Source organism: Nibrella saemangeumensis, from assembly GCF_039541915.1.
GTDB classification, from domain to species: Bacteria; Bacteroidota; Bacteroidia; order Cytophagales; family Spirosomataceae; genus Nibrella; species Nibrella saemangeumensis.
Window position 1 is genome coordinate 647,566 of sequence record NZ_BAABHD010000084.1, and the last position, 19,821, is coordinate 667,386.

Consider the following 19,821-nt stretch of genomic DNA (forward strand, 5'->3'; position numbering starts at 1 on the left):
GACAATTTCAACAGAAGGACGAGTTCCTTCGCCGAAAATCATAAAGCAATGGCAGTTAAAATTCGTTTAGCGCGTCGTGGACGCAAAAAAATGGCGATGTACGACATCATAGTCGCGGATTCACGCTCCCCGCGCGATGGCCGATTCATTGAGAAGATCGGTTCGTACAACCCCAACACCGACCCGTCAACGGTCGTTATTAAGTCAGACCGGGCCGTACACTGGCTGATGGTAGGTGCTCAACCGACCGACACCACCCGCTCGATTCTGTCTCATGAAGGCGTGATGCTGCGTAAGCACCTCCAGGTAGGCGTTCAGAAAGGCGCTATCACCCAGGAGCAGGCTGATGAGAAGTTTACGCAGTGGAAAGAAGGCAAAGAAGGTCGCATTGCCGGTACCGCCGAATCCAAGCAGCAGCAGAAAGAGACCGAGCGTCAGGCTCGTCTGGAAGCTGAGCGCAAGGTGAACGAGGCCCGCGCCGAGGCAATTGCCAAGAAGAATAAGGTAGAAGAGCCAGTAGCAGAAGCACCGGCCGCTGAAGCTACCGAAGGCGAAGCGCAGACGGAAGAGGCTCCTGCAGTGGATGCAGCCGCTGAAACTCCTGCGGACGAAACGCCGGCCGCCGGATCGCCGGCCGCCGAATAATTTTCGCCGGAGAATTGTTATACATGAGCCTGTTCAGTCGGACAGGCTCATTGTTTTTAAAACCTATATTGACGTGACGAAAGAAGATTGTTTCCAACTGGGCCACATTACCCGTACGCACGGTACGCAGGGTGAACTGGTCTTTTACCTGGACGTAGATGAACCTTCGGCTTACGAAGAACTGGACTCGGTGCTGATCGAAGTCAAAGGCGAACTACTGCCGTATTTCATCGAGTCTATTGCGATTACTAATAAAAGCCGGGCCATTGTGGCGCTGGAAGAGGTAGAGACCATTGAGCAGGCCGAAAAGCTGATCAACTGCGCTCTATACCTGCCGCTGGACAACCTGGAGCCGATCGAGGACGAAACCCGGTTTTATTACCACGAAATTATCGGCTATCGCGTGGTTGATGCCGAGCAGGGCGAACTCGGTACTGTCAGGGCGGTATATTCCATGCCCACGCAGGACCTGATTGGTATGGAATACGAAGGGAAGGAAGTGCTGATTCCAATAAACAGTGCCATTGTGCCCTCCGTCGATCGGACGAAGCAGCAACTGAACGTGCTGCTGCCCGACGGCCTGCTGGATGTTTATATGGCCGATACCGAAAAAGAGAAGCCGGAGGTAAACGGCGACGAGGAGCATGCGGATTGACATACTAACCTGCCTGCCGAAACTGCTCGACAGCTTTTTTGCCCATTCCATTTTGCAGCGGGCCCAACAGGGTGGTTACGTGGAGGTAGTCGTGCATGATCTGCGCGACTACTCCACCGACAAACACCGGCGGGTCGATGATTACGCCTTTGGCGGAGGAGCCGGCATGGTGATGCAGATCGAGCCGATTGCCCGCTGTATCCGGGCGCTTCAGGCCGAACGTACCTATGACGAAGTCATTTACATGACGCCCGATGGCGAGCGCCTGACGCAGAAAACGGCGAATGGGCTGTCGATGAAGCAGAACCTGATCGTGCTCTGCGGCCACTACAAAGGCGTTGATGAGCGCGTACGGGAGCATTTCATTACCAAAGAGATTACCATTGGCGATTATGTGCTGTCAGGGGGAGAGCTGCCGGCGGCCGTACTCTGCGATGCCATCATCCGGCTGCTGCCCGGCGTACTCAACGACGAAACGTCGGCTCTGACCGACTCCTTCCAGGACAACCTGCTGGCACCACCGGTGTACACCCGCCCGGCCACATTTGAAGGCTGGACGGTGCCGGACGTGCTGCTTTCCGGCCATGAGGCCAATATTGACGAATGGCGGTTTCAGCAGGCCCTGGCCCGCACTCGTGACCGTCGGCCGGATCTGCTGGGGGAGAGTTAGTTCAACGCATAGCTATGTTTGCAAATAAGGCCAATGTGAGGTAGTATTACAGGAAAGTCTCAAGTTATTGCCTGACCCGCTCTTATGATAACCTTCTGCCTCTCAGTTCTTGCCCTGTTTTTGGGTTATACATTTTACGCCCGTTTCGTCGACCGGGTTTTTGGTATTGAACCGAATCGGGTAACGCCGGCACTTGCCCAATCAGATGGTGTCGATTACGTAGCTTTACCCGGCTGGCGTATCTTCCTGATCCAGTTTCTGAACATTGCCGGACTGGGGCCCATCTTTGGGGCCGTGGCCGGCGCTATGTGGGGGCCGGTGGCTTTCCTATGGATCGTGTTTGGGTCCATTTTTGCCGGTGGGGTACACGATTACTTTTCCGGGATGTTATCGGTGCGGCACCGGGGAGAGAGTGTACCGGAAATATCAGGGCACTACCTGGGTAATGGTGTAAAACAGTTTATGCGGTATTTCTCCGTGGTGCTGATGATCGTGGTGGGGGCCGTGTTCATCATGGGACCCGCTAAAATTCTGTCCGGCCTGACGGGTAACTTCGGGGGCGAAAACTTTTGGGTCTGGGTAATATTTGTGTATTATGTTATGGCCACGGTCCTGCCGATCGATAAAGTAATTGGACGCATTTACCCGCTGTTTGGGTTTGCGCTGCTGTTCATGGCGGTCGGCATTCTGGTGATGATGTTTGCCAAAGGACTCCCCATTCCTGAGCTGACGCTATCAAGTCTTACTAACCTGCACACGCAACCGGCAAAATTTCCGGTGTTCCCGATGCTATTTGTGACCATTGCCTGCGGAGCCATATCGGGTTTCCACGCTACCCAATCGCCCATGATGGCCCGGTGCCTGACCAACGAGCGGCAGGGGCGGAGCATTTTCTACGGTGCCATGGTGACCGAAGGCGTAGTGGCCCTGATCTGGGCGGCTATCGGTATGAGCTTCTACGGGAGCGTTGGCGGGTTGAACGACGTCATGACGCAGCACCAAGGCAATGCAGCCTATGTGGTCAACGAAATCTCCAATTCGCTGCTGGGTAAAATTGGCGGGGCCCTGGCAATCCTGGGGGTAGTTGCCGCACCAATCACATCGGGTGACACGGCATTCCGGAGCGCCCGGCTGATTGTCGCCGATTTTCTGCGTTACCGGCAGGGGCCTATTCAGAATCGCCTGCTGCTTAGTTTACCACTCTTCGGAGCCGGTTTCCTGCTGACCCTGATCGATTTCGCCGTTATCTGGCGCTACTTTGCCTGGACCAATCAGACGCTGGCTACCGTCGTGCTCTGGACCATTACGGCCTATCTCATCCGGGAGCGGAAACCCTATTGGGTGGGGCTGGTACCGGCGGTGTTTATGACGGCGGTCATTACGTCTTACCTGCTGGTCGCTCCGGAAGGCTTCGGTCTGTCCGTTACCGTTGCCTATCTGGCAGGAGTGGCTCTGGCTACACTCCTGCTGGCCTATACCTGGCAGTACGCCGAGCGAAGCCGCAGATCTGCGTTTCTGCCTCAGACCTGATCAGCGCCGGTTACCTGTATTCGCTCATTTCCCGAAGTCCTTCTTCCACGGTTACTACATTCTGGAAGCCTAACTGGCGACGAATTTTTGCGTCGGAAAGGGTATAGGGTAATCCTACCGTATGAATCATGGACGGATAGAAGGGGGGAGCGCCGGGGCGCTTGAACGTTCGCCAGAACCATGCCAGGAGTTCGGCCGTTCCTTTGGCAATGGGCAACGGAACAGAGCGATCAGGGACTGTTATTCCCTGCGTAGCCAGATAATCCTTTACAAACCGCTTGAACTGTAGCTTCTCGCCATCCGTTACAAAGAACACTTCTCCGCCTACGGTACTTTCCCCGGCCAGCAGAAGCGCATGACATAAATTACGGATGTGGCTGGTGACGAACAGATGGTTTCCGCCCCCAATAAACATGAGCTGCCCTTTCTGGGCGGCTTCGACAAATTGCGGTAGCGTCGATGTGTCACCTTTGCCCCAGATAATCGGCGGACGGATTACGACCGTTTGCATGGTCTCCGAATTGGCCTGAAGAAAACGTTGTTCGGCGGCAAGTTTAGTTCGTGAATACCCGTCGACCAGATTATCCGATTGAAGTCGTTCATCAGCATCCACAATAGGTTTACCATTCAGCACCACCATAGCTGTACTTAGGTAGATGCATCGGTTTACCTGGGCCTGCTTGGCGGCTTGTAGCACGTTTTCGGTACCAGTCACGTGGTCGGCCCAAAGTTCCTGTTCACTAGCCCACATATTTATAGATGCGGCCAGGTGGAATACTACAGTACAACCAGTCATACCGGTTTGTAACGCCTGAAGATCCTGCAAATCGCCCTGAACAGAAATAGCGCCAAGCTGCCGGATCTGCCCGGCCGATTTTTCCGAACGGGCCAGTGCTTTAACCACATAGCCTTTTTCCAGAAGCAACGGAATAAGGTTTCTGCCTACAAATCCTGATCCGCCCGTCACAAAAGCAGTTTTCATGGTACGTTTTGAATTTGGTTTGACTAAACAAACTTATCGGTTTTCCGGAATTTACTGTAACCTAATAAGGGAAATTGTGTACCTAGTTAGTATCCGGTTCCAAGAACGTAGAAAGCGGTTCACTTATGGTGCCCAGGCCAATAGATAAGGCAATAGGCAGAAAGCCGCATTGCTAATTATTACTGCTTTTAAGTGTATTTTTTACACTAAAATAAAATATATTTGACGGGGTGTGAAACGTCTAATAAAACAGGCTTGTATGCTTCTCAAAAATCAGATTCTGCTTACTGGTATGCTGACTATTGGTTGCCAGTTGTCGGGTTTTAGTCAAGCTCCGGATCCGTATGCCACCGTCTGGTACAACCAACTGCACCAGTCGCCCCAGCAGGAGAAGTTTCGTAAATTGGCACCTATGCCGGCCGGGGTGGTCTACATTCAGCAGCCGGGCGAAGGCGAAGCCGAAATGCGGCAACACTTCCGGACCATGAAGCAATTGGGGTTTAACGCGCTGAAACAGATCATGCCCCTGCCGACCTGGACGGTGGAGCGGATTGCGGCCATTGCGCTGGATGAGGGCATCATTCCCTGGTGGTATGGCGAGGGTGGATACGAAGCCATTACGCCGGAGCTGCTGAAAAAGCTTGGATTACCGCCGACAATGTCAATGGCCGATGCGCTGAAGCATCCAACTATTGTAAAATATCAGCACAACCAGTTGAAGGAGCGGATTCGGCGAATGGAAGAATATGCCCGTACCAGCCCGGATCAGAAATTTATGCGTACCTCCAGTGTAGCTTACGATCCGGAAATAGGCGGACGGGGACTGGAGTTGAACGAGAAGGGGGAAACCCTGTTTATCGATTGGCTGAAGAAGACCTACAAAACCGTAGAGGGCCTGAATGAAGGCTGGAATCAGGGTCATGCGGGTTTATTCCTGAACGAACAGCGCACCTTCCGGGATTGGGATGATGTAGCGGCCAACTGGCGAAAAGTAACCGGACGGGAGTACCGACACGTGCGGGATGTGCTGCGCTTCAAGGTAGAGCATAATCTGGACCGTATCCGGGCATCGGCGCAGCAGTTTCACCAGTTTGATCCGAATGCCCCCTACCGGGGCGGGGGCGAGATCGGCCTGTTTAACCCGATTGCCTGGTATGGCGTCGATATGGCGGGTATCGCCGACGTCCTGACGGATTACGGTTCCTTTTACCCTTCCATGCATTTCTCCTGGCATTTTGGGCAGGTCGGTTATGAACTGACCCGGTCGCTGTACCAGCAGGCCAGCCTGATGAGCGACCTGTTCAAGGGTGGCTGGACGGGTGGCTGGGAAAGCACCGGCGGTCCGCAGCAACTCGATGGGGAGCGCAGCGGCACCGACCAGAATGCTTATTTTGTTGAATCGGGGGAGCTGATGCAGTTGTATCTGGCCCAACTGGCGGCCGGGTTCAAAGGGTTTGGTATCTGGTGCTGGAATAGTCGCAGCGCCGGTAAGGAGGGTGGCGAGTACAGTTTACTGGACCGGAACGGGCAGGTGACGGAGCGTGCCATAGCCATCGGAAAGCTGGGCCAGGCCATGCAGCGCTGGCGGTTTGAACTGTGGAACGCCCATAAAGAGCCGGTCGTGGGAATTCTGTACGATTGGGAGAACGAAGCGCTTTGGGCTGCCATGAGCATACCTGGCCGTGACCACTACAAAGATCGGCCTATGAAAGCCAGGGTAGGGCTGGGCCGGGCGCTCACCAACGCCAACGTGCCGTTTGAGTACGTCACCCCGCAGGATCTGAAAAGTGGGCTGGGTGCCCGGTACCGGGTGCTGTACCTGCCGGGCTTCCTCTGCTTACGCACTGATCTGATGCCCGTGCTGACGGAGTATGTTCGCCAGGGGGGGCGTCTGGTTATGGATCTGCCCGGTGCCGGATACGATGAATACAGCCGCGTGCTGAAGACCGGAAAAGGCTCGCCGTTTGAACAGCTTTTTGGCGTTACGCTGGATGATTTTCAGTATGCCGGTACCAATCGCCCGATTCGTTTAGGGACTTACGACCTGAACGGCTTTGTTCTGAATTCAACCCCGACCGGGGCTCGTCCGGTTGCCACCTACAGCACCGGCCGGCCGGCTATTACGGAACATACGTTGGGGAAAGGGACGGCCGTTCTGATGGGTGTTGAAGCTTCCTCCGATTGTTTTAAGCCCGGCAATAATGCCGCCGAAGCCCTGCTGCTGACACACGCGCTGGGTACCTACAAAAGCCCGTATCACTGCCCCGATGCCATCGTTTACCGGCTGGCAGCATCCGACGCCGATCATTATTTTCTTCTGAACGACGGCCCCGCCAAAACGGTAAGACTAACATTTGGTACCCTGAAATACCAGTCCGCCCTGGATGCCATCACCGGACAGCCATTATCCCTGAATAGCCCAATCGCCCTGGAGGGCTACAGTGGCCGCTGGTTACGGTTTGTGAAGTAATGCAGGGGTTTTCAATTGTTGGTGTTACCTTGTAACCGGATAACGCCCGGTATCAGGTAATCCTTCCTGATAACCCTGAACCTTAGTTTTCAACATCCGGAATTACACTCCGGGGTACATTCATGAACCGAAGAGATTTTCTGACCCAAACTTCTCTGGCAACGGGCGGGGTGCTGTTGCTAAAAACACCCGGTACGGCAGCGCCGGTAGCCAAAGCGGCTACGAGAACGATTCTGCTGCGTTCGTCCTGGAACGATCACAACATCGGCGATCAGGGACATACACCCGGAACCCTGCGACTGCTGGAGCGTTACATCCCGGAGGCCGAAATCCTGCTCTGGCACGAAGAGCCCCGGCCCGAAACCGAAAAGATCATCACCAGACACTTTCCTAAGGTGAAGATCGTGCGGGGTAGTTTCTACGATGGCGACAAGCCGTTTGAGGGGGAGCTGAAAGACGCCTTTGACCGGGCCAGTATGTATATTGTTAACTCGGGAATGGTCTTTAATTACGGTCTGTTCGGCTACGACTGGGCCAACACCATGGCGCGGCTAACGCCGTTTTACTACTGCCTCGACCGGGGAACCCCTTTTGGTCTGTACGGTCAGTCGTTCGACAGGTTTGCCCACCCGTCGATGCCCGTTTTCAGGGATGTATTCAGCCGGGCCGCTTTTATTTACACCCGGGATGATGAGTCACGCAAATTTTTGAAGGAAAACAACTTCAAGCCGCGGGTACTGGAGTTTGGACCCGATGGCTGCTTCGGTATCGACGTGCGCGACGAAGAACGGGGACGGGCGTATCTGAAGAAGTCCGGCCTGGACGACCAGAAATTCCTGGTGGTGGTTATTCGAACCAATACAAAACACATCTACGACAAATCCGGCGGGAGTGTATTAAATCCCGCGCAGGCAACGCCCGAGCAACAGGAACAGGACCGGCAGCGGCTCGGCAAGGTACGCGAACTGATTACCACCTGGGTGCGGCAGACGGGCATGAAGGTGCTGCTGGCACCCGAAGTCAGTAAGGAAGTGGCGCAGGCCAAAACCGGGGTGTATGACCAACTACCGGCCGACATTCAAAGCAAGGTAGTCTGGCGCGATACGTTCTGGAACGCCGACGAGGCCATGTCGGTCTACGCCCGTGCTCATTCCATGTTCGGTATTGAGCCGCACTCGCTCATTATGGGGCTGGCGTTAGGGGTGCCAGTGGTGCATGCCCGGCCGCTGGCGCATGGCCTCAAAGGCTGGATGTTCCGGGATATTGGCCTGCCGGAGTGGTTGTTCGAGATTGACCAGACCCCGGCCTCGGCCATGTCGGATGAACTGATGAAAATTCACCAGAACTACCCACTGGCCAAAGAGAAGGTCAGGAAAGCCATGGCGTTTGTGGCCGACCGGCAAAAAGTAGGCATGCAGGTTATTCGAAAAAAACTTCAGTTAACCAGCTAAGTACGGATTGTCAAAAGCGCAGCGTACTATGGCGGGGGCCTTGAAAAAGGTGGCTAAGCAGTATAAGATCGCATCGTAAGTCGGATCTGGCTGTGAAAACCGGCATATACACGCAGAATGCCGGTTATTAAATAAGGGTTTGCGGAAAAAACTCGCCAAATGAGAAGAATTTGATAGTTTCACGCAGAGCCGCCAGGGCAATTCTCCAGTGGAGGATTACCTTCCGGCTTTTGTGTGAATTCAACAGCCGCACTTACTCATGCGTTTACCCTCTATCCGCTTTTTTTTCACCTGGTTACTCCTGCTTCCGCTGGTGGTTCAGGCTGCCAAACCGGTCATTGACCTGGCCGGTGTCTGGCGGTTCCGGATGGACCCCGCCGATCGGGGCATTCAGGACCGCTGGTACACCCAAAAACTACCGGAAACCATAAAGCTTCCCGGCTCAATGGCCGAAAACCGGAAGGGCAACAACATTACCCTGCAAACACAGTGGACGGCCAGCATTTACGACAGTTCCTGGTACTTCAACCCCCGGATGGCCAAATACCGGGAGCCCGAACACCTGAAGTTTCCGTTCTGGCTGACACCCGCCAAAGAATACGTCGGGCCGGCCTGGTACCAGAAGGAGGTACGGATACCCGCCGACTGGGCCAATAAACGCATTGTCTTATCGCTGGAACGGCCGCATACCGAAACCCGTGTCTGGGTGGATGAAGTAGAGATTGGATGGCAGAATAGCATGGCTGTTGCCCATGAATATGTGCTCACGGACAAACTGACGCCCGGTTCGCATACCATCACCATTCGCATAGATAACCGCATCAAAGAAATAAACGTCGGCAAGGACTCTCACAGCCTGACCGATCACACCCAGGGCAACTGGAACGGTATAGCTGGTCGGCTGGCGCTTCGGGCCGACGATAAAATCTGGATTGAAGACCTACAGGTGTATCCCAACCTGGTCCGCAAATCCGTCCGGATCATCATGCTGCTGGGCAATGCGACCCCAAAAGTACAGGGAGGTGCCGTTACCGTAACCGCCACCAGTTTCAACGCATCGCCGGTTCATGCGGTAAAGCCTATGGTAGCCAATGTGGTGCTTAAAGCCGGTGAAACCCGGCTGGAACTGGAATACCCGATGGGGGAGGATGTACAGACCTGGGACGAATTCAGGCCGGCCCTGTACCGGTTAACCGCTGAACTGAGCAGTAAAGAACTGCGCCACGAAAAGCAGGTGCAGTTCGGGATGCGGGAGTTTAAAGCCAAAGGCACCCGTTTCGAGGTAAATGGCCGGCCGGTGTTTCTGCGTGGCACGGTCAACAATTGCGAGTTTCCGCTCACCGGCTACCCGGCCATGGATGTGCCGGCCTGGGAACGAATCTTTAAAATAGCTAAGACGCACGGGCTGAACCACATGCGGTTCCACTCCTGGTGCCCGCCCGAGGCCGCTTTTATCGCGGCCGATAAGCAGGGATTCTACCTGCAACCCGAAGGACCCAGCTGGGCCAACCACGGCACCTCGCTGGGCGATGGAAAACCAATCGACAAATTTATATACGACGAAACCAACCGCATGGCGAAAGCGTACGGCAACTATGCGTCGTTTTGCATGCTGGCGTCCGGCAATGAGCCGGCCGGTCGCAATCAGGCCAACTACCTGGGCAAGTTTGTTACCTATTGGAAGGCAAAAGACAAACGCCGGGTCTATACTGGAGCCTCGGTGGGTATGAACTGGCCGCTGGTGCCGGAGAATGAGTTCATGGTCAAGTCCGGGCCGCGTGGCCTGCCGTGGGATAGGCAGCCGCAAAGCACCTGGGATTACCGCGACCGCATTTCGCTATTCCCGGTTCCCTACGTAGCCCACGAGATGGGGCAGTGGTGTGCTTACCCCAACTTCAAAGAGATTAGGAAATACACGGGCGTTTACCGGGCCAGGAATTTTGAACTGTTCCGCGAGGACCTCCAGGACCGGGGTATGGGTGACCAAGCCGACGACTTCCTGATGGCCTCGGGTAAGCTCCAGGCGCTGAGCTACAAAACCGAAATTGAAACCGCGTTACGGACACCGGGTATGGCGGGGTTCCAACTGCTCGGTCTGAATGATTTTCCGGGGCAGGGCACGGCACAGGTTGGCGTGCTGGATGCGTTCTGGGACGAAAAAGGGTACATCAGCGCCAGACAGTTCAGCCGGTTTTGCAATACTACTGTGCCGCTGGCCCGTATGTCAAAATTTGTGTACCGAAATAACGAAGTATTCAAAGCCGACCTGGAAATCGCTCACTTTGGCCCAGAGCTATTAGTCAACGCCCGAATCTCCTGGACGATTACCGATAGTCAGCGAAAGGTATTGGCCAAAGGCGCTTTTGATCCGAAGACGCTGCCTATTGGAAACGGTCTGCCCGTTGGCTCCATCAGTCTGCCGCTCGAAAATATTGAAGAGGCTGATAAGCTGAAGCTGGAAGTGACGATTGACAAAACCGCCTTTGCCAACGACTGGGACTTTTGGGTGTACCCAGCCAACTTACCGGAGCTGCCCGGCACAGATGTTTACGTTACTACTACGCTGGATACCACGGCCCGGCGCATCCTGAACGAAGGCGGCAAGGTATTTCTGGAAATGGCCGGAAAAGTAGAGGAAGGCAAAGAGGTAGCGCAGCACTTTGCGCCCGTCTTCTGGAACACCTCCTGGTTCAAAATGCGGCCCCCGCACACGCTCGGCATCCTATGCAATCCCAAACATCCGGCCTTTTTCGATTTTCCAACCGATTACCACAGCGACCTGCAATGGTGGGAGCTCGTGAACCGGGCGCAGGTGATGCTGCTGGAAGGTTTTCCGGCCGGGTTCCGACCGCTGGTGCAGCCAATTGATACCTGGTTTCTGAACCGCCGGCTGGGATTAGTGCTGGAAGCTAAGGTGGGCAAGGGGAAGCTGATGGTGTCCAGCGCCGACCTGACATCTGACCTGGAGAACCGGCCAGTCGCCCGCCAATTACGCTATAGTTTACTTCAATATATGCGCTCAGACAAGTTCAACCCTAAGGCGGTGGTGGAACTGGCGGTTATCGAAGACCTGTTCCGGAGCCGGTCCAAAGAAACCGTTCAGACCTACACCAAAGACAGTCCGGATGAACTGAAGCCCAAAAACTAACTCCTCCCTACCCATTCAATGCGACTATCCAGCCTTTTCCTGTTTGTTTTTATTTCACTCAATGCCGTTGCGCAGTCGAACCAGACGATCTGGTACCGGCAGCCCGCCCGCAACTGGAACGAAGCCTTACCCATCGGCAACGGCCGGCTGGGAGCGATGGTCTTTGGCCGGATAACCGACGAGTTGATTCAGTTGAACGAAGAAACGCTCTGGTCGGGCGGACCGGTCAATCCGAACCCCAACCCTGGGGTGGCTCGGTACCTGCCGCAGGTTCGGGAAGCACTTGCCAGAGAAGATTACCGGGAAGCGGCTAAGCTGGTGCGGAACCTGCAGGGGTTGTATACCGAAGCGTACCAGCCGTTGGGCGATCTGCGCATCAAGCAAGCGGTGAGCGGTCAGCCGACCAATTACTACCGGAATCTGAACATCGCCGAAGCTACGGCCACCACTCGCTTTACCGTCGGTGGGGTAGAGTATACGCGAGAGATGTTTGTGTCGGCTCCTGACCAGGTAATTGTGCTCCGGATGAAAGCCAGCCGCAAGGGATCGTTAAATCTAACAGTGTTAACCAGTAGCCCGCATCCTGTCAGCAAGGTGGTGGCGCCGAATGAACTGGCGATGCGGGGGAAATCCCCCGCCCATGCCGACCCGAATTACGTTCGCTATAACAAGGTGCCGGTTATTTACACTGATTCCACCGGTTGCCGGGGCACGCGGTTCGACCTGCGGGTGCGGGTCAAATCCACCGATGGAAAAGTAGCCACCGATACGGCCGGCATCCGCATCAACAACGCCACCGAAGCCGTATTGCTGCTATCGGCGGCAACGAGCTATAACGGCTTTGACAAGTGCCCGGATAAAGACGGTAAAAATGAACAGCAGTTAGCGGAGAATTGCCTGAAGAAGGCCCTGCCCAAAAGCCTGGATGCGCTTAGAAGAGACCACATCCGGGATTATCAGCGGTACTTCAATCGGGTCAGTTTTACCTTAAATACTCCTGAACAGGGTATCAACCCGTTGCTGGGCCTGCCCATGGACGAGCGCATGATGCGCTACGCCAAGGGGGAACCCGACCCGGCGCTGGAGAGCCTGTATTTTCAGTTTGGCCGGTATCTGCTGATCTCCAGTTCGCGACCGGGCCGCGATGACGTACCGGGCGTCGCGGCCAATCTGCAGGGTATCTGGAACCCGCACGTGCAGCCGCCCTGGAGCAGCAACTATACCACCAACATCAATGCCGAGATGAACTACTGGCCGGCGGAGATGACCAATCTGTCGGAAATGCACCGGCCGTTCATCGACCTCATTAAGCAGACAGCGGTAACGGGTAAAGAAACGGCTAAAAATTTTTATGGCGTTAGTGGCTGGACCGTTCACCATAACTCCGACATCTGGGCAACCGCCAACCCGGTGGGTGATCTGGGAAAGGGAGACCCCAACTGGGCCAACTGGTATATGGGCGGGGCCTGGCTGAGCCAGCACCTCTGGGATCATTACACCTACACCGGCGATAAGACGTATCTGAAGAACACCGCTTACCCCATTATGCGCGATGCGGCTCAGTTCTGCGTCGACTGGCTGATGGAAGACAAACAGGGGCGTCTGGTCACGGCACCTGCCACGTCACCGGAAAATGTCTTTATTACGGAGAAAGGGGTAAAGCAGGCGGTGTCCGTAGCGACAACCATGGATATGGCTCTGATCTGGGATCTGTTCTCCAACGTCATTCAGGCATCGGAGCAACTGGGAACGGATGCCGATTATCGGAAAATGCTTGCCGACAAAAAGCGGCAACTGTTTCCGTTGCAGATTGGCCGGAAGGGGAATCTGCAGGAGTGGTATAAAGACTGGGACGATGAAGACCCGCAGCACCGGCATGTCTCGCATTTGTTCGTGCTGCATCCCGGCCGGCAGGTGTCTCCGCTGACCACTCCCAAGTACGCGGAAGCAGCCAGAAAAACACTTGAAATACGGGGCGATGGCGGCACCGGCTGGAGCAAAGCCTGGAAGATCAACTTCTGGGCGCGGCTGCACGACGGCAACCATGCCTATAAGCTGCTGCGCGAACTGCTCCGGCTTACGGGCGTTGAAGGCACCGAATACGCCAACGGGGGCGGCACCTACCTGAACCTGTTTTGCGCGCACCCGCCGTTCCAGATCGACGGTAACTTTGGGGGCACCTCCGGCATCGGCGAAATGCTCCTGCAAAGCCACGATGGGGTGGTACACGTACTGCCCGCTATTCCGGATGCGTGGACAGACGGTTCTGTAAAAGGCCTGAAGGCTCGCGGTGGTTTTGAACTGGATTATAGCTGGAAAAACGGCAAACTGGATAAGCTCACGCTCCGCTCCGCCCTGGGCGGTAACTGCCGCCTGCGGGTGTATAATTCCTTGAAAGCGACCGGAAACGGAACGTTGGTAACCGCCAAAGGTAACAACCCAAACCCGTTCTACCTGTTGCCCGAAAATCAGTACCGGACCACATCACCGGCAGAACCCACCAACGGCGCATTCGTGTACGACCTGGTTACGGACCCCGGCAAAACATACGTACTCACTGCTAACTGACTTCAGAATGTTGCGCGTACTGCTGGTAAGGCAGGCGAAATTGATTTTGCCCAGGGGCCGTTTCGTATTAGGACGATCCGGGCGAAAGACAACAAGCCGGTGACGGTGAAAAACAGTACGTCTATGCAGTTGTAGTTTCTTTTTGATTTTCAGAGCCTAAGGTCAGTTCTGGGTGGCGTCACCTGGTTCCGTACGCTCTGGTTTTTTGAAATTTATACTAAAATCCGTTTATTTTGGGAAAGTCTCATCCTCTAATGAACCAAGATTTGTCGGATAAACGTAGCCCCTCCTTACAAGTCCTGCCTAAAACTCCAACCGGTATTGTTGGCCTTGATGAAATAACGGGCGGAGGTTTGCCTCAGGGACGGCCCACTCTGGTTTGCGGAGGTACCGGCTGTGGCAAAACCTTGCTATCCATTGAATTTATTGTCCGTGGAGCGCTGGAGTTTAATGAAACTGGCGTTTTTATGGCTTTTGAAGAGAAGGCCGAAGAACTCGAGCAGAATGTAGCCTCGCTGGGCTATGACCTCAACAAGCTGCAAACGGAGAAACGGATTAAAATTGATCACGTACATATTGCCCGCAATGAGATTGAAGAAACGGGCGAATATAATCTCGATGGCTTGTTTATCCGCTTAGGGCACGCCATTGATAGTCTGGGTGCCAAACGGGTTGTACTCGATACCATTGAAAATCTTTTTTCGGGTCTGGAGAATCAATCTATCCTGCGGGCCGAACTCCGGCGGCTGTTTACCTGGCTGAAAGACAAAAAGGTAACGACTATCATTACCGGCGAACGGGGAGAGGGCACCTTAACGCGGCATGGCCTGGAGGAGTATATCTCCGACTGCGTGATCCTGCTCGATCACCGGGTAAGCAATCAGATCTCGACCCGGCTGTTGCGCATTGTGAAATACCGGGGCTCCGTTCATGGTACGAATGAGTATCCTTTCCTGATCGATGAGCAGGGCATTGCTGTGCTGCCGATCACCTCGCTGACGCTCGATCACGAGGTTTCTTCCGACTATGTGTCTACGGGTATCCCGTCCCTGGACAAAATGCTGGGCGGACACGGCTTTTATAAGGGGAGTAGCATCCTGGTTTCCGGAACCGCCGGCACCGGAAAAACCAGTATTGCCGCCATCTTTGCCCACGAGGCATGTCGGCGGAAGGAACGCTGCCTGTATTTTGCTTTCGAGGAATCTCCCCAGCAGATTATCCGCAATATGCGTTCCATCGGGGTTGACCTTCAGGCAGACATTAACAATGGTCTGTTGCGATTCCATGCGTCCCGGCCTACCTACTCCGGCCTGGAGATGCACCTGGTTGCCTTTCATAAGCTCATCACTGACTTTAAACCCCAAACGGTGGTGCTTGACCCGATTACAAACCTGATCACGGTGGGTTCTGTCAGCGAGGTGAAGTCGATGCTAATCCGGTTGATTGATTTTCTGCAGGGACAGCAGATTACCGTGCTATTTACGGCCTTGACGCTGAACACCATCGTGAACGAGCAGACCGACGAGGGGGTGTCATCGCTGGTGGATGCCTGGCTGCTGGTCCGGGATATCGAGTCCAATGGTGAGCGTAACCGGGGAATGTACGTCATGAAATCACGGGGGATGAAGCATTCCAATCAGGTACGGGAATTTGTGATCACGGATCAGGGTCTTACGCTGGTTGATGTCTATCTGGGTCCCGACGGCGTATTGATCGGGTCGGCCCGCAACGCGCAACAGTTGGAGGAAGCCACCGGCCTGGCCTTGCGTGACCATGCTGTTAACCGCAAAGACCGGGAGATTGAGCGGAAACGCCTGGTGCTGGAAGCAAAGATTCAGAGCCTGAAAGAAGAGTTCGAGTCGGTGCAGGAAGAACTGAACAAAAGTTATATTGAGGAAGAACTCCGGAAAGAGGTGATGGAAAAAAATCGGGAGCAGATTACCCGGCAGCGGCATAATGAATCCTGACCCGTTCCTAATCAAGACTCTGCAACACACATAAATGGAACCGAACGAAGACCTCTGGGAATTACGCCTGTACATTGCCGGTAAGACCGCCAAGTCGGTGACGGCGCTGGCAAACCTGAAGAGATATTGTGAAGAACACCTGAAAGGGAGGTATGTCATAGAAGTTATTGATCTGCTGGTAAACCCACAATTGGCGGAAGGTGACCAGATTCTTGCCATTCCGACGCTGGTTAAAAAAGTACCGGAACCCATCCGGAAGATTATCGGTGATCTGTCGAATGAGGAAAAAGTATTAGTGGGTTTGGATATTCGTCCGGCCAGAAAATAATGGATAACGCACCAATCGCCGGCGACTACCTGCCGGATGAGGAAGAAGAAAAGTATGTATTGCATTTATTTGTGATAGGAGCTTCGGTTAATTCGATCCGGGCGATTGCCAACCTCAAGCAAATCTGTGAAACGTACATTCCCGGTAACTATACGCTGGAAATATTTGATGTTTATCAGCAAAAACGGCTCGCTGAGAGCGAACAGCTTATTGCGTTGCCGGTATTGATTAAACGATGGCCGCTCCCCGAACGAAGGCTGATCGGGGATTTGTCGGATACGGAAAAGGTATTAAAAGGATTGGGCGTTTCTTGATAACTTGAATGAAGCCGGTAAAAACATACGAGCAACTCGTCCGGGAAAACGAGGACCTACGGCATCAGTTAGACGAGGCCACAGAAACGCTGCACGCAATCCGGACCGGTCAGGTCGATGCGCTGGTTGTTCAGGGAGATGACGGCCATCAGCTCTACACCCTGAAAACGGCCGATCAGACGTACCGGGTGTTTATCGAAACCATGAACGAGGGGGCGGTCACTCTCAACGAGCAGGGCGTCATTCTGTACAGCAACTCCATGTTTGCGGCTCTGGTCGATAAGCCACTGTCAAAAGTAACCGGCGTCTATCTGGACACCTTTATTGCCGCCGAATCGAAGGCAACGTACGCTGAGCTGTTCAGGCTCGGCTGGGCTCAGAACAGTAAAGCAGAGATCCTCATTCGCAACGCCAACGGAGACGTGCCTTGTCTGGCATCTGTGAAAGTCCTCAAACTTGACGAAGGCATGTGTCTGAGCCTGATCATCACGAATTTAACAGGGAAGCAGGAGGCACAGAAGCGGCTGGAAGAAACCGTAGCTGCCCTGGAGCGAAGCAATTACGCGCTGAACCGCAGCAACGAAAACCTGCAGCAGTTTGCCTACGTGGCCAGTCACGACCTGCAGGAGCCCCTGCGGAAGATCCAATCCTTCGGCAACCTGCTAAAAAGCAGCTACGCGACTCAGTTAGGGACATCGGGCGAGGAGCTTGTCACCCGGATGGAAGTAGCCGCCGAGCGGATGTCGTACCTGATCCGGGATTTGCTTACGTTTTCGCGGCTCACCACCTCGGCTCAGCATCAGCAGCAGCAGGACCTCAACAAAATTGTTGCCGATGTGCTGGCGATGCTGGAGATGGTTATTCAGGAGAAACAGGCCGTGATTAAGGTTGGCGAACTGGCAACCGTACCCGGCGATGCTACCCAGTTGGGCCAGTTAATTCAGAATTTACTGACCAACGCGCTGAAGTTTACCAAACCGGGCGTACCGCCCCGGATTCGGGTATCCTGCAAACGGGTAGAGCGAACCGAACTCCCAGCTTCTTTTCACGCGCCCGACACCCAATCGTATGCCTATTGCATGCTTCAGGTAAGCGACAACGGCATCGGCTTTGCTTCCAACCAGGCCGAGCGTATTTTCGGCACCTTTCAGCGGCTACACGGCAAAAATGAATATCCCGGCACGGGTATTGGTTTGGCGATCGCCAAAAAGGTGGTGGAAAATCACCGGGGCTACATCGAAGCAGAAAGCCAACCGGGTGAAGGGGCCACATTTCGGGTGTACCTGCCCCTCTGAGGGGTAGGGGATGGTTACACACATCCACAACACCGCATAACAACGGCGGTCAGACGTTTCATCTTCTTTAATTGCCGTTTCATACAAGCCCTCCTTTCTCACCGGCGGTCAGTGGTGCAACTTTGTGGTGTTCTCCGGAACAAACCAAACAGTAAACAACCACACCATTACAACCATGAAACAGGTAATCAACTTCGTCCTCGAGCTGATGGCGAAACCAAAACAGGTTCAGGTACAGCGTTACCAGCATCAGTCCTGGTGGGGTATGGAATAACCATTCCCACTTCTGTGAAGCCGGCATTCGCACACGGGTGCCGGCTTTGCTGTTTTTCAGCCTACCGTCTACTAAGTCAGGTAGATACAGTTAAAGCAATCCGGTTAAATTGCCTAATTTTGAATGCAATAAAGGGTTTGATGATAGTTTTGGCACTATGAGTTTCCAGATTTGGGACGCGGTAATTTCCGGAATGATTTCGGCCATACTGCTGCTGAACGTGGTCCAGTGGATCACCTTCCGCGGCCGTATATACGCGCTTTATACATTCTATATGCTAGCCTGGCTGGCTTATTTCAGCCTGCGTATTCCGGAGATCCAAAGCTGGTTTTCACAGGAGACTTACTTTTTTGTGCGCGGCATTGGCGCGGTGGCGGCCTACTTTTTTTACTTCGACTTCTCCGATATACTCCTCAACCTGAAAAGGCGGCTTCCTAACCTGGTCCGGCTGTTTACGTACACCAAAGTTATCATCATTGCCTATATCGGGTACCAGTTTGCCCTCTGTTATCTCTTACCGGACTGGAACCGCTCGGCCTACGAAACGGCTTATGCGGTCATCCGGCTGTATATGCTGGCGTTTGGCGTGTATGGTATTTACCAGTTAATGAGTCTGAACAGTCCTGCTTCCCGCTACCTGGTTACCGGAACCTCTTTTTTGCTGGTGGGTGGCCTGATATCCATGGCCCTGGCTTTTATGCGGCCGGAAGGCGGGCCGCTGCGTCCGTTCTGGGAATCATCCATATCCTATATGCAGATGGGCGTTATCCTGGAACTGGTCTGTTTCTCGGTGGCGCTGGGTTTCCGGCAGCGCCGATCGGCCATCCGGAACGCGGTGATGGAGCAGGACTTGGCCCGCGAACGCGAAAAACGCCAGCGCGAACACCTGGAGTCGGAATTGGCGCTGCAGCAACTCAAGCAGCAGATGTCGGAGGTGCAGATGCAGGCCCTGCAGGCACAGCTAAATCCACACTTCCTGTTCAACTCCCTGAACTCGCTGTCGTCGCTGATCGCCGATGAGCCCCGGAAAGCCGAAGTGTTTGTCGATGAAATGGCGACCGTATACCGGTACCTGCTCCAGAACAACGAGGCCGGCCTGACCACCCTGAGCCGGGAGCTTACCTTTATCAACTCGTTTTACCACCTGCTGAAAACCCGTTACGGCCGGGGGGTGAATCTGACGATCTGCGTCGATGAGAAATACCTGATGTACCGGCTTCCTCCTCTGACCTTGCAGTTGCTGGTAGAGAATGCCGTAAAACACAATATCGTTTCGGCCGACCAGCCCCTCAACATCGAGATTTGTACCGATGTAAAAGGGTGGCTGGTGGTGTGCAATAATTTACAGCGAAAGCCAAGTGCCCAGGTAAAGTCCACAGGAAAGGGCTTGCTTCATATTCTGACCAAATACCAGATGCTGAACCAGCCCGAACCGGTGGTACAGGATACCAGCGGCCAGTTTATGGTGGTGTTACCCCTGCTGGAGCCTGAGCGAAAGACCGCCCATACGGCCTGAGGGAAAGG

At 54.3% G+C, this 19,821-nt stretch carries 14 protein-coding genes; 13 read left to right on the forward strand and 1 reads right to left on the reverse strand.

The genetic code is table 11. From position 1 onward, the window contains the following. The first annotated feature begins 48 nt into the window (after positions 1-48). From ABD949_RS30295 to ABD949_RS30310, 4 genes are all read left to right on the forward strand, one after another. Entirely contained in the window at positions 49-645 is a 597-nt protein-coding gene (locus ABD949_RS30295) for a 30S ribosomal protein S16 (protein ID WP_345250247.1), read from the forward strand. 73 nt (positions 646-718) lie between these two features. Next, positions 719-1,300, forward strand: coding sequence for a ribosome maturation factor RimM (rimM, locus tag ABD949_RS30300; protein ID WP_345250249.1), 582 nt, complete (start codon positions 719-721; stop codon positions 1,298-1,300). Next, positions 1,290-1,970, forward strand: a complete 681-nt coding sequence (gene trmD / locus ABD949_RS30305; protein WP_345250251.1) for a tRNA (guanosine(37)-N1)-methyltransferase TrmD — start codon at positions 1,290-1,292, stop codon at positions 1,968-1,970. The genes rimM and trmD overlap by 11 nt, the downstream gene beginning before the upstream one ends. Positions 1,971-2,054: 84 nt before the next feature. Then, positions 2,055-3,500, forward strand: a complete 1,446-nt coding sequence (locus ABD949_RS30310) for a carbon starvation CstA family protein (RefSeq protein WP_345250253.1) — start codon at positions 2,055-2,057, stop codon at positions 3,498-3,500. A gap of 10 nt (positions 3,501-3,510) precedes the next feature. Here the strand turns inward: ABD949_RS30310 and ABD949_RS30315 are convergent, their stop codons facing one another. Continuing rightward, entirely contained in the window at positions 3,511-4,482 is a 972-nt protein-coding gene (locus ABD949_RS30315) for an NAD-dependent epimerase/dehydratase family protein (RefSeq protein ID WP_345250255.1), read from the reverse strand. A gap of 259 nt (positions 4,483-4,741) precedes the next feature. On the opposite strand from ABD949_RS30315, the gene ABD949_RS30320 reads away from it, so the two are divergent. The 9 genes from ABD949_RS30320 (at position 4,742) to ABD949_RS30360 (ending at position 19,813) form a co-directional block, all read left to right on the forward strand. Further along, positions 4,742-6,952: a beta-galactosidase trimerization domain-containing protein gene (locus ABD949_RS30320; RefSeq protein WP_345250257.1), complete on the forward strand. Its 2,211-nt coding sequence runs from the start codon at positions 4,742-4,744 to the stop codon at positions 6,950-6,952. 122 nt (positions 6,953-7,074) lie between these two features. Then, a complete protein-coding gene (locus tag ABD949_RS30325) occupies positions 7,075-8,403 on the forward strand; it encodes a polysaccharide pyruvyl transferase family protein (RefSeq protein WP_345250259.1) in 1,329 nt (442 codons plus the stop codon). Between the two features lie 259 nt (positions 8,404-8,662). After that, on the forward strand, positions 8,663-11,551 hold the full coding sequence (locus tag ABD949_RS30330) for an exo-beta-1,4-galactosidase (protein WP_345250261.1): 2,889 nt from the start codon (positions 8,663-8,665) through the stop codon (positions 11,549-11,551). A gap of 18 nt (positions 11,552-11,569) precedes the next feature. After that, positions 11,570-14,119 carry a glycoside hydrolase family 95 protein gene (locus ABD949_RS30335; RefSeq protein WP_345250263.1) on the forward strand — a complete coding sequence of 850 codons (2,550 nt, stop codon included), beginning with the start codon at positions 11,570-11,572 and terminating at the stop codon, positions 14,117-14,119. 254 nt (positions 14,120-14,373) lie between these two features. Next, a complete protein-coding gene (gene kaiC, locus ABD949_RS30340; RefSeq protein ID WP_345250265.1) occupies positions 14,374-16,086 on the forward strand; it encodes a circadian clock protein KaiC in 1,713 nt (570 codons plus the stop codon). A 34-nt stretch (positions 16,087-16,120) separates the two neighbouring features. Then, positions 16,121-16,414 (forward strand): circadian clock KaiB family protein, encoded by a 294-nt coding sequence (locus tag ABD949_RS30345; RefSeq protein WP_345250267.1) that lies wholly within the window; start codon positions 16,121-16,123, stop codon positions 16,412-16,414. Beyond that, the gene (locus tag ABD949_RS30350; protein WP_345250269.1) at positions 16,414-16,728 is read left to right on the forward strand and encodes a circadian clock KaiB family protein; all 315 of its coding nucleotides are present in this window, start codon (positions 16,414-16,416) and stop codon (positions 16,726-16,728) included. Before ABD949_RS30345 ends, ABD949_RS30350 begins: the two co-directional genes overlap by 1 nt. Before the next feature lie 8 nt (positions 16,729-16,736). Beyond that, complete coding sequence (locus tag ABD949_RS30355) at positions 16,737-18,023, forward strand: sensor histidine kinase (RefSeq protein ID WP_345250271.1); 1,287 nt, start codon at positions 16,737-16,739, stop codon at positions 18,021-18,023. A 431-nt stretch (positions 18,024-18,454) separates the two neighbouring features. Further along, positions 18,455-19,813: a sensor histidine kinase gene (locus ABD949_RS30360; protein WP_345250273.1), complete on the forward strand. Its 1,359-nt coding sequence runs from the start codon at positions 18,455-18,457 to the stop codon at positions 19,811-19,813. Positions 19,814-19,821: the final 8 nt, after the last annotated feature.

What these genes read in the sequence shown, in the direction of transcription:
- ABD949_RS30360 (WP_345250273.1), top strand. Translation starts at nt 18,455, where the DNA reads ATGAGTTTCCAGATTTGGGACGCGGTAATTTCCGGAATGATTTCGGCC.
- ABD949_RS30330 (WP_345250261.1), top strand. Translation starts at nt 8,663, where the DNA reads ATGCGTTTACCCTCTATCCGCTTTTTTTTCACCTGGTTACTCCTGCTT.
- kaiC (WP_345250265.1), top strand. Translation starts at nt 14,374, where the DNA reads ATGAACCAAGATTTGTCGGATAAACGTAGCCCCTCCTTACAAGTCCTG.
- ABD949_RS30310 (WP_345250253.1), top strand. Translation starts at nt 2,055, where the DNA reads ATGATAACCTTCTGCCTCTCAGTTCTTGCCCTGTTTTTGGGTTATACA.
- ABD949_RS30320 (WP_345250257.1), top strand. Translation starts at nt 4,742, where the DNA reads ATGCTTCTCAAAAATCAGATTCTGCTTACTGGTATGCTGACTATTGGT.
- ABD949_RS30350 (WP_345250269.1), top strand. Translation starts at nt 16,414, where the DNA reads ATGGATAACGCACCAATCGCCGGCGACTACCTGCCGGATGAGGAAGAA.
- ABD949_RS30345 (WP_345250267.1), top strand. Translation starts at nt 16,121, where the DNA reads ATGGAACCGAACGAAGACCTCTGGGAATTACGCCTGTACATTGCCGGT.
- ABD949_RS30325 (WP_345250259.1), top strand. Translation starts at nt 7,075, where the DNA reads ATGAACCGAAGAGATTTTCTGACCCAAACTTCTCTGGCAACGGGCGGG.
- ABD949_RS30355 (WP_345250271.1), top strand. Translation starts at nt 16,737, where the DNA reads ATGAAGCCGGTAAAAACATACGAGCAACTCGTCCGGGAAAACGAGGAC.
- trmD (WP_345250251.1), top strand. Translation starts at nt 1,290, where the DNA reads ATGCGGATTGACATACTAACCTGCCTGCCGAAACTGCTCGACAGCTTT.
- ABD949_RS30335 (WP_345250263.1), top strand. Translation starts at nt 11,570, where the DNA reads ATGCGACTATCCAGCCTTTTCCTGTTTGTTTTTATTTCACTCAATGCC.
- ABD949_RS30315 (WP_345250255.1), bottom strand. Translation starts at nt 4,482, where the DNA reads ATGAAAACTGCTTTTGTGACGGGCGGATCAGGATTTGTAGGCAGAAAC.
- ABD949_RS30295 (WP_345250247.1), top strand. Translation starts at nt 49, where the DNA reads ATGGCAGTTAAAATTCGTTTAGCGCGTCGTGGACGCAAAAAAATGGCG.